Raw genomic sequence first — 10,396 nt, 5'->3', positions numbered from 1 at the left:
TATCGTTACCGCTACAGGCTCTGCCGTAGCCGCTTTTATCGTTTCCGCCGTAGCGTCGTAGCCTGTCGAGTAATTCTTTCCTACATATGAGCGTATCGTATACGAATACGTCTTGCCTTCCGTTACCGTATCGTCGGTGTAGGACGTGTCCGTCGTGCTTGAAACAAGCACTGTCCACTTGCCCGTGCCGAGCTTACGATAAATGCGGTATCCGTCTACGCCTTCGGCTTCGTTCCAGCTTAACGATACAGCGCCGTTCTCATATTTTATCGCGCTTATCGTTACCGCTACAGGCTCTGCCGCAGGCTTTATCGTAACTGTGACCGCCGTTTCGTCATATCCGGGACTGTATATGCCGTTCGTGTGCGCGCGCACCGTATATCTGTATGTTTTGCCTACGCTTACGTCGGTATCGGTATACTTATTATCCGCAGTATCAGAAAGCAGCACCTTCCATGCGCCGGTGCCTGTTTTTTTGTATATGCGGTAACCGTCCACGCCCAAAGCCCCGTCCCATGTAAACTCTACGCTGTTTTCGGTCGCCGTTACGGCGTTTATTTTCACCGCGTTCGGCTTTGCGTACGTCACTGTCGCCTTTGTAAGGCGGGTATTGCCGGAGCCGACATTGATGGCTTTCCATTCGCCCTCGCTTCCGTTAAACGAAACCGCCGCAAGCTTCGTGCAGCCGTAAAACGCGCTCGCGCCGATCTCTTTTACGCTTTCGGGTATCGTTACCGACAAGAGATTGCTGCATCCGGCAAGCATGGAGGGCGCAATCTGCGCGGGTCCCTCGGGGATGGCTATATTGTCAAGCCCCGTGCAGCCAAAGAAGGCCGCCTCGCCTATGGACTTCACGCTTGCGGGTATCGTGACCGCCGTAAGCTTGCTGCAGTCGGAGAAGGCGGACGGTGCTATCGCCGCCGTGCCCTTAGGTATCTCATACGCGCCCGCAACGCCCGCGGGGTACTGAACGAGCGTCGCCCCGTCCGCCGTAAAGAGCGCGCCGTTTGCCGAAACGAAGGATTTGTTGCCTTCAGCTATATTAAAGCCCGTAAGCTTTGTACAGCCGCCGAACGCGCCCGCGCCTATTTCGGTCACGGTTGCCGGTATCGTCACGGACGTAAGCGCGCTGCAGCGCTCGAACGCCGCGTCGCCTATCGAAGTAATGCCGTTCGGGATTGTCACTTTCGAAAGCTTTGCGCAGCCCGCGAAGGCGCGTTCGCCTATGGCCGTGACCTTGACGCCGTTTATCTCGGTCGGTATAACGACCGACGTAACGGTATCCTCCGCGCCCGTCACCGTGCCGGTCTTGTAGTTAAAGAAGATTTGGCCGCCCGAAGCGTCGTACGTCATGACGCCGTCGGTGAGAAGCGTAGCGTTGTTAAGCGGGTCGTTCCCGCTTTCAATCGTTATTTCCTCCCACTGCGCGCGGCTTCCGCCGTAGAATATGTATTGCAGATTGGTGCAGTCTTGGAAGGTGTTTTGGGTTATTTGGGTCGTGGTTGCAGGGATAGTTATGGTTTTTATGTTGCTGCAATGACTAAAAACTGAATGCCCATAGTTATCATTGCCTATAATTTTAATGCCCTCACCGAATGAAACAGATGTAAGATTATCGCACCAAGCGAACGCCTCTGCACCTATGTTTATCACACTTCCCGGGAATTCTACTGATACCAAATCATGACATCTTTTAAACACTGAATCAGCAATACTGGTTACTCCTTCCGGTATTTTAAGTTCAGTTACTTTTTTACCGTTTAAGTATAAATGGTCTGCACATTCCAAAGGATTTAATATAAGATTATAATCGTCAAAGAAGTCAATTCGGCACCAAGCCCCAACATCACTTATGATCACTCTCTCAAGTTCAGGCGTATAAGACAAATCTTCGCCATAATCAATAACCGCCCCCATTTTTTTTACACTTGATGGGATAGTCAACGATCTAAGATTACTGCACGCAACGAAAACATTTGTACCTATATTCTCCACACCTTCAGGAAGCACTAATGACGTAAGGCTACTGCAACTATAGAACGCATAATCACCTATACTTGTCACGCTCGTCGGTATAGTCACTGATGTAAGAGCGCTGCAGCCCGAAAACGCACTGGCAAGTATGCTTGTCACTCCTGCGTGAATCGTAACAGATGAAAGACTGCGGCAATTCTTGAAAGCATTGTTACCTATCGACGTTACAGACACGCCAAGTATGCTTCCGGGAATCTCTGCCGCCGTTATGGTGTTATCCGCTTTCGTTATCGTGCCGGTCTTTACATTGAACGACAGATCGCCGCCCTCAACGGGATATTTTACGACGTTGCCGTATTCATACGTCTTGTTTGCATTTTTAAACGTGTTGTTGCCCGTGGCGCTTATAGTTATAAGCGACCAGTCGTATTCCTTTCCTTCGTAGTACACATCTTCAACGGCGTTGCATAAATAGAACGCGCCGCTTGCCACGGTCGTAAGGCTTTTGGGGGCCACTACTGTTTCCAGCGCGCCGCAGCCGCCGAAGGTATATTCTCCTATGCGTGTCACGCCTTCGGGAATGATTATGCCCGTAAGGCTCTCGCATTCGCTGAAGGCATAATTGCCTATGGATGTTACGCCCGCCGAAAGACTTACCTCTTTAAGATCGGCGCAGCCCTCAAACGCATTTGCGCCTATCGAAGTCACGCTAACGCCCGCGATCTTCTCCGGTATGTAAGCCGCGGTAATACCGTTATCCGCGCCCGTCACCGTGCCGGTCGATTTGTCGAAATATATATTGCCGCCCTCAACATGATAGCTCACGCTGTCGCCGTCGGACGCATAATTTATCGTTGCATTATTAAGCGCGCTGTTGCCCGCGTTTATCGTCACGTTCTCCCAGTCGGCCGCGCTGCCCTCGTAGTAAACCGTCATATCACCACAGCCCGAAAAGGCGTTCTTCTGCACGCTCTTAACGCTTGCGGGTATGGTTATCTCGCTTTTACCTCTCGGGCAGCGGATAAGCGTCTTCATCGTCTTTGAATAAAGCGTACCGTCGTATGAGGAAAACGTCGTGTTATCGGAGTCAACGTCTATAGAGGCAAGCAATTGTCCGTTCGTCGCCGCCGTATTTATGGATGAAACGGCAGCGCCGTATATTTTTGCCGGGATATTTATAGCCGTTACACCCGCATCAGCGCTTGTTACAGCGCCTGTGCTTTTGTCAAAATATATATTGCCGCCTATTGCCGGATAAGGCGCTACGCTATTATGCATATAATATATTGTTGCGTTTGTTAAATATTCATTGCACCCTTCGATACTTATACTGCTCCAACTGTTATCATCGCCGCCGTAAAATACCGACGTTAGGCCGCTGCAACCTTCGAACGCACCATAGCCTATGCTCGTCACGCTGTCGGGTATAACTACCGTCGTAAGACTGCCGCAACCCCAGAATGCTCCTCCGCCTATGCTCGTCACATTTTCAGGAATTACTATTGATGTAAGGCTTTCGCAACTACCGAATGCACCGTTACCTATACTCGTCACGCTTGACGGTATCGTTACAGACGTAAGATTGATACATCCACCGAAAGTACTGCCAATGCTCGTCACGCCCTCGGGTATCGTCACCGAAGTAAGGCCGCTGCAGTTCTCGAACGCAGAGTTGCCTATGCTCGTCACACCCTCGGGAATTACTACCGTCGTAAGACTGCTGCAGCAGTCGAACGCATACTCGCCTATACTCGTCACGCCTTCGGGAATTACTACCGATTCAAGACTGCTGCAGTACGAGAACGCCTCCCCTCCTATGCTCGTTACTCCTTCGGGGATCACTATTGACTTAAGCCTGCTGCATTTACGGAACGCACTGTCGCCTATTTCCTTCACAGGTGCGCCGTTTACCTTCGTCGGTATATCCGCCGCCGTAACGCTCTCATCCGCGCCGGTTACTGTTATTGCGTTATTCGACACGCGATAATAAATATTGCCGCCCTCTACGGCATATGCAATATCATTTTGTTCAACATTATACGTATTCGCTAACCCCATCACGGGCAGCATGGTTATGACCATGACTATCGCCACGATAAGGCTTATGATCTTCTTCTTCAAAATTTACTCATTCCTTCCTTGCTTTATTTATCTATGTAAGCGCGAATATTTCGCCGTTGTTTTTATTTTCTCGTATGCGTCTCACCGGCTGTTATTCCAAACGTCCCCTTTTTTGTCATTCTGAGGCGCGCCTTTTTTGTCATTCTGAGGCGCAAAGCGCCGAAGAATCCTAATGCTTAAAGATCCTTCGCTCCGCTCAGGATGACAAAGGGGTATGCGTCTCCCCGTCCGTCATTCCAAAGGAGTGCGCGGAGCGACCGTGAGGATCCGTTTTCTCTTGCCGGGCATTACTGATCGCCGTGTAATTTTGCTGACGCTCGAGACGACAGCTTTTACTTTATCATGTCGTAAAAACAGCTAAAATAACGCAAATTCGCAAAAAAGCATCATCTTTGCTTCCGCTTTTTGCCTTTTCTGCGCCTGTTTAACTGAAAAAAGCCCGCATTTCCCCTGCTTTTCTTACGATTTTGCCATAAAAAGTTGGGGAAAAAAGTATACTTTTGTCACCACTTAAAAACTGACTATATTTTGACAATATGAGTATAGCACACTACTAATTGTTGTGCAAGAACGAGTGGGGGAAAAAAGTAGACTTTTTCCCCCACTCAGACAGACGATCCAGTCATTTCCAAATTGTTTTTCTTATAATTAAAAAGTAATTAAAAAGCGCCTCTGCAAAGGGGCGCTTTAAAAGCGAAAAGCCGTCCCAAAAAAGAGGGACGGCTTTTTGATTCTGTATTATTCCGCAAGCCACTCCGGCGGAGTTGACTGATCGGCTTCGGGCGCAGGCTCCGGCGCAGGCTCCGGCTCGGGTGCGGGAGTCGGCTCCGGCGCAGGTTCGGGCGCAGGTTCAGGCTCGGGCGCAGGTTCAGGCTCGGGTGCGGGAGTCGGCTCGGGCTCCGGCGTAGGCTCCGGCGTCGGTTCAGGCTCGGGTGCGGGAGTCGGCTCGGGCTCCGGCGTAGGCTCCGGCGCAGGTTCAGGTGTGGACTGCGAGCCCGGATTTACGAGCACTATCTTATTTACGGGCGAATATGTAGTATCGTTTATCTTTACGGTCTTTTTAGTGCCGTCGGGATACTTCGCCGTTCTGTAAAGCGTAGCGGAGAATCCGTTCTGCCCCGACTGCGAAACCTTCTGCGAACCCACGGCTATAGACGTATCTACGCGCTCTATAACGGAATACTGCGTAGAACCGTATGTTTCGGAATAAAGCTCATATGTCGGCTCGCCTCCGGCTGCTTTTGTGCCCTTTATCTTTACCGTAAGCGTTGAACCGCTTACGCTGCACTCTATCTTTATCGGGGTGCTTCTGTTGTTCTTAAATCTGAAATCTATCGCGCCCCATGCTACCGTTGCATCAAACGCGGGCTTAACGTATGATACGGAGAAACGATGGCTGCGTCTCTGAGTTATCGTGAGATCCTGCACTTTAAGCGCGGCCACATATATCGTAGAGGATACCTGGCATATGCCGCCGCCCACGCCGTCAACTATCTCGTTTGCGGTGTAGATCTTAGCCTCTTTAAATCCGGTCGCCTCGGTTCGCGGTCCTACCGTGCCGTTAAATGAGAACTCCTCGCCGGGATTTAAAACCTTGCCGTTTATCTTCGACGCCGCAAGCTTTATGTTATGCGTTCTGTTGACAACGCTTGTAAGCGTCGTCGAGAAGGTGGAAAGCGTATCCTTGAATATGCCGCCTGACGAGGATGACTCTCCTGTATCAAGCATGGCCGTAGTCACCGCAGGAGCGGTCAGCGTCACCGGAATGGTATACTCTGCGTACAGATCTTCGCTTATCATAGAGCGCGCCTTCTCAAGATCAAAGCTTACGCCCATAACTTCCTTCTTTATCGTCTTAACGCCGTTTGCATCGGTCACGATGGCCGCGTTTTCGGGCTCATGCACTACCTCGGCGTAGATTTTGTCAATATCTATCGGCGCAGCAGGCTCAGTCGTCATAACGCACTCCACCTTGTCGAAGGAATGCTCAAGGACCGACTTTATAATGGCGTCGCGCGTCGCCGCAACGTCTACCGTCTGACGCTCCTTGCCGGGTACTATAACGAGCGAACTGTCAACGATGGAGTACGACGGCTCGTTTGAAACGGCTTCCTCCTCGCCCGACACATCCATAAGCAGCGTCTCAAGCTTTTCCGCATCGCAGGTAAGGTCGCTGTCGACCGAAACCCCGCGCGAACGTATCTGATAGTACTCAAGCACGGCGGAAAGCGCGCCCTGGTCGTTGTCACCGCCCATTCTGCCATACTGATACGCCTTTTTGTAAAGATCGTCGGCGTCATAATGAACGTCAAAATCCTTAAGACTTATTACGGTGCTTGCTTCCGAATCGGGCGAAACTACTTCTATAGAAGCATCATCTATATCGCTTTGCACGTTCTGTACCAGTTTGACTATATCGCGCTGAGTCATACCGCCGAGATCGGTTTCACCGAATTTTACGCCGGATGCTACCGCGTCCGACCGCCACAGTTTTATGGGCCCTATCAATAAAGCCGCCAACACGACGATAACGCAGATAACTACGATAAGGATAACTTTGCTGGATTTCTTCATCTTGCGCTTTCCGGGAGTCGCTTTCGAGTCCTTTTTCGCAGCGCTTGCTTCTTTTACGGCGTTTGCGGCAGCGCTTGAGCGCTCTTGCAAATTTGCGCCGTTATCATCATGTAAATTGCTCAAGGGAATGACCTCCAAAACTAAACTGAATAAAGTATATCACCTATTGTGGAATAAATCTAGCAATTTTTGAAATTTGCGCATAAAATAATACGCTGTTTATGCCATATATAAAACAGTTATCGAACATTTTTGCAAAAACATCAATAAAACCGCATAAAATTTCAGATTTTCGGTAAAAATACATATTGAATAAATCCATAAAGCATATTAGAATGGTAGGCAATTAAAGGGATGATATACTATGAAGGACAAACATATAAAAAGAACAGTAATGATCAGCTTGTTCGCTGCCCTCGTCTGTGTTGCAACAATGGTGATCCGCATACCCTCTCCAACAGGCGGCTACATAAATCCCGGCGACGCAGTCGTGCTGCTTGCGTCATTTCTGTTGGGGCCTGTTTGGGGAGCCGTTGCAGCAGCGATAGGATCAGCTATGGCCGATATTTTTTCGGGATACGCTGTATATGCGCCCGCAACCTTTATAATCAAGGGGCTCATGGCGCTGGCGGCCGGAAATATCGTGATGATCATGAAGAACAGAAAAACCTTATCGATGCTTATCGCCGGAATTATCGCAGAAGCAATAATGATAGTCGGGTATCTCGTATTTACTGCGTTCGTTCTCGGGTTGGGTGCGGGAGCGTTGGCCGAGGTAAGCGGCAATCTCGTTCAGGGAATATTCGGTATTGTCGCAGGCAGCGCGCTGTACGGAGCGCTAATGAAGATACCTTACGTCACAAAAATGACGGAAGCGTTCAAAGAAAAGGCCGAAAAACCGATCAAAATGAAAGCCGCAGAAAAGAAGTAGAGAAACGTGCATGCAGCGAATCCGTTCGCTGCATGCTTTTTGTTTTCATAAAAAGAACGCGTCTTACCGTGTTTTGAAGAAAGCACGGAAGGCGTGTTTTTGATTATGTAAACCTCAGGGGGAGGCACGGAACAGCGCCCACAGAATGCGTTCTGTTTTTCAATTATTTATGAAGTCAATCCTTCATATATATTTTTACAACTATCTTGTGAAAGTCTCCGCTCGTCTCATTCAGAAATACTTCGCCGTAAAGCCATTTTCCCGCATCCATAAGGCGGGCGAATATCTTGTTTTGCGTCGTTGGCACGTAGCCGAGCTTAACGCCGCCCGTTCCCGCTTTTCTCTCGACATCTATCCTTATTGCGTACTTGTCGACCTTATTGGCAGCTTCTCGCACCAACTTTACACGTTCTCCCTTTTGCAGCGAAGCGCAGATCACATCGATATTCGCAACGTGATTCGTTCCTGCCACCTCGATGCCGTAGAGAAAAATATCGTTCTCAAATGGGAGAGGCGCGTGGGGGCGGATATGCGCTTCGGGCTTATTATCGTTCGGTCTTAAGATAATATCAGGCATTTTTCTTTAACTCCTCTATGCGATCACGATAAGCGGTCGCGCTTCGGCGCGTATATTCCAGGCTTTCTCTGAGCCGCTGCTTCTCTGCTTCCCTTTTGGCAGGATCGGCAAGCATCTCTTTTTTACTATACATATAGCTGTTTTTCACACTTTTTATCTCAGAGCGCAAATGACGCGCGATCCCGATCAGGCGCTGCTTCTCTGTGATGAGCGTATCGGATAAATCGCCCGCATCGGCGGATACGTCTGCTTCAAACATACCCTCTATCTCGCTCAGCGTCTGAATATCGCGCTCCTTATATGCGATAATAGCCTTTTTGAACAGTTCTTTTGTTGCCTCGTCCTGATTGGGGTGCAGATCGGGATGCATCGCCTTTACGATTTTGCGATAGAGGCGCTTAAGCTCCTGCTCCATTGACTCCGCAGGCTCATCCTCGTCTTTCCCGCCGCCGAAAACGAATTGGATCGTCGGTTCTTCGTCATCCGAACCGGGAAGCCTGCTCTTTTTTCACTCCTGCTTTACCTGCTCCGATATTTTGCTAAGAAAATATTCAAGAAAATCATCGAAGGTCTTATTATCCGCCTGCACTTTGATATCTATCGTTGCTTCGTCTATCTCTTCTTCACGGTTTACGGCGGCCTGCATCATCTGCAGCTTCTGCTTAAGCATGAGAAGTTCTCTCTCTGCTTTCTTAAGCTCTGCTTCAAGCATCCCAAAGCTGCGCAGATACGCCTGTTCTATCTCCTTCATCTCTACGTTCACAAGATGCTCACGCTCCACGACGAGCGACGCAATGAGCTCACGCAAGGCGCGGATCTCATTTTTGAGCCTGTCGGCATCGCTCACGTTATCAAAGCGCAGCTGCAGCGCCGTTTCGGCTTCCGCCGCATACCGTTTCTTATTCTCCTCGTTCCGATTTGCTTCCGCAAACTTTTCGATAAACGAAATCTCTTCAAAAATGGCGTCGGCTGCCGCGCTAAGCTCATACGCCGAGGTTGCTTCCATAGCGTCAAAGCAGAGAAGAGCGACCTCTTTAAGCCTTTGAGCGACATTTTTATACACATTGCTGCCCTTGCCGTCTGCAATACTCAAAAGAGCGTTCGCCGTCATAAGGGCAGTCACTGCGGCGTCGCATATGACGACGTCCGACGTTTTTTTCGCTTCCTCATCGTATTCATTTTTCGGGCGGGCCGCATACGCACCGTCTACCGCCGCCCTGATCGAAAATATATTCCTTATCAGCTCATCTGGTATCGACGCCATACTCTTATCATCCTTATAACTCATATCATCACAAAAGCTGTAAAATAATAATAACTCAATAATATATACAAGGCAACTCCCGCAGTGTTTTACACAGAAACAAGCGGCAACAGCTGTCATTTTGCCTCCAAAACTTTAGGGATCTATATTTAGACGCAAAACGGAAGCCTTTGGTTCATTACAGCCGTAAAAGCCTTAAAAGCCTTAAAAACATAAAAAAAGAACACGAAAACTCGTGCTCTTAAAAGAAAAGAAGCCGGCACAGACCTATTTTCCCAAGACGTCGCCATCTAAGTATCGTCAGCACTGATGAGCTTAACCTTCGTGTTCGGAATGGGAACGGGTGGATCCTCATCGTAATTAGCACCGGCTGCTTCTTTATGTAAATATGCTCTCGCATATCTCATACATATTTAATTCTTTGGTGACCCGTAGGAGAATCGAACTCCTGTTTGCGGCGTGAGAGGCCGCCGTCTTAACCGCTTGACCAACGGGCCACGTCTCGCCCAAGGCTTACTCCAGAGGCCAGATGTCTCTCTGACCTCTGACTCTTCGCCTTTTGGTGCACCTTCAGGGACTCGAACCCGGGACCCACTGATTAAGAGTCAGTTGCTCTACCAACTGAGCTAAAGGTGCATATCAGCTTTATTTCATCTTGCTTAATGAAACTTACCGTTCCACGATCGCAAGTCGTTGCTCGCCTCCGCTCTGCACCGCCTTCGGCGGGTTGCTTCGGCACAACCTCCTGCGAGAGGCCGTACCAGCTGAGCTAAAGGTGCATATCAGCTTTGCTTTGAACTTAAGATACCTCCGTACCTTCAAAACTAAACAATATATCTCAAAGTTACCGCGAAACTCTTTTTGGTCAAGCCCTCGACCTATTAGTATCGGTCAGCTTAACATGTTGCCATGCTTACACCTCCGACCTATCTACCATATAGTCTACATGGGGTCT

General features: G+C 49.3%; 6 protein-coding genes, 2 tRNA genes and 2 rRNA genes. 1 reads left to right on the top strand and 9 read right to left on the bottom strand.

Translation table 11 applies throughout. The annotated features are described in order from the left end of the window. The coding region (locus IJG50_06940; GenBank protein MBQ3379581.1) for a fibronectin type III domain-containing protein at positions 1–4,095 on the bottom strand (4,095 nt) is incomplete at its 3' end. A gap of 738 nt (positions 4,096–4,833) precedes the next feature. Next, positions 4,834–6,792, bottom strand: coding sequence for a VanW family protein (locus tag IJG50_06935; protein MBQ3379580.1), 1,959 nt, complete (start codon positions 6,790–6,792; stop codon positions 4,834–4,836). A gap of 241 nt (positions 6,793–7,033) precedes the next feature. Here IJG50_06935 and IJG50_06930 point away from each other — a divergent pair, with 241 nt between their 5' ends. Then, positions 7,034–7,600, top strand: a complete 567-nt coding sequence (locus IJG50_06930; GenBank protein ID MBQ3379579.1) for an ECF transporter S component — start codon at positions 7,034–7,036, stop codon at positions 7,598–7,600. A 175-nt stretch (positions 7,601–7,775) separates the two neighbouring features. On the opposite strand, the gene IJG50_06925 is transcribed toward IJG50_06930, so the two are convergent. From IJG50_06925 to IJG50_06895, 7 genes are all read right to left on the bottom strand, one after another. Further along, positions 7,776–8,177 (bottom strand): HIRAN domain-containing protein, encoded by a 402-nt coding sequence (locus tag IJG50_06925; protein ID MBQ3379578.1) that lies wholly within the window; start codon positions 8,175–8,177, stop codon positions 7,776–7,778. Continuing rightward, positions 8,170–8,592 carry a hypothetical protein gene (locus IJG50_06920; protein ID MBQ3379577.1) on the bottom strand — a complete coding sequence of 141 codons (423 nt, stop codon included), beginning with the start codon at positions 8,590–8,592 and terminating at the stop codon, positions 8,170–8,172. Before IJG50_06920 ends, IJG50_06925 begins: the two co-directional genes overlap by 8 nt. Before the next feature lie 93 nt (positions 8,593–8,685). After that, a complete protein-coding gene (locus IJG50_06915) occupies positions 8,686–9,441 on the bottom strand; it encodes a hypothetical protein (GenBank protein MBQ3379576.1) in 756 nt (251 codons plus the stop codon). A 254-nt stretch (positions 9,442–9,695) separates the two neighbouring features. Next, positions 9,696–9,812: ribosomal RNA gene (gene rrf / locus IJG50_06910) — 5S ribosomal RNA — on the bottom strand. A 51-nt stretch (positions 9,813–9,863) separates the two neighbouring features. Then, positions 9,864–9,938: transfer RNA gene (locus IJG50_06905), tRNA-Glu, on the bottom strand. 63 nt (positions 9,939–10,001) lie between these two features. Continuing rightward, positions 10,002–10,077 (bottom strand) — tRNA-Lys (locus IJG50_06900). A gap of 225 nt (positions 10,078–10,302) precedes the next feature. Then, positions 10,303–10,396 (bottom strand): 23S ribosomal RNA (locus IJG50_06895); the annotation flags it as partial.

Source organism: Clostridia bacterium (genome assembly GCA_017405765.1).
In the GTDB taxonomy this organism is placed as follows: domain Bacteria; phylum Bacillota; class Clostridia; order Oscillospirales; family RGIG577; genus RGIG577.
The sequence above is the reverse complement of the archived record's forward strand: the minus strand, read 5'-3'. Positions and strand labels throughout refer to the sequence as shown.

What these genes read in the sequence shown, in the direction of transcription:
- IJG50_06925 (MBQ3379578.1), bottom strand. Translation starts at nt 8,177, where the DNA reads ATGCCTGATATTATCTTAAGACCGAACGATAATAAGCCCGAAGCGCAT.
- IJG50_06930 (MBQ3379579.1), top strand. Translation starts at nt 7,034, where the DNA reads ATGAAGGACAAACATATAAAAAGAACAGTAATGATCAGCTTGTTCGCT.
- IJG50_06920 (MBQ3379577.1), bottom strand. Translation starts at nt 8,592, where the DNA reads ATGGAGCAGGAGCTTAAGCGCCTCTATCGCAAAATCGTAAAGGCGATG.
- IJG50_06915 (MBQ3379576.1), bottom strand. Translation starts at nt 9,441, where the DNA reads ATGGCGTCGATACCAGATGAGCTGATAAGGAATATATTTTCGATCAGG.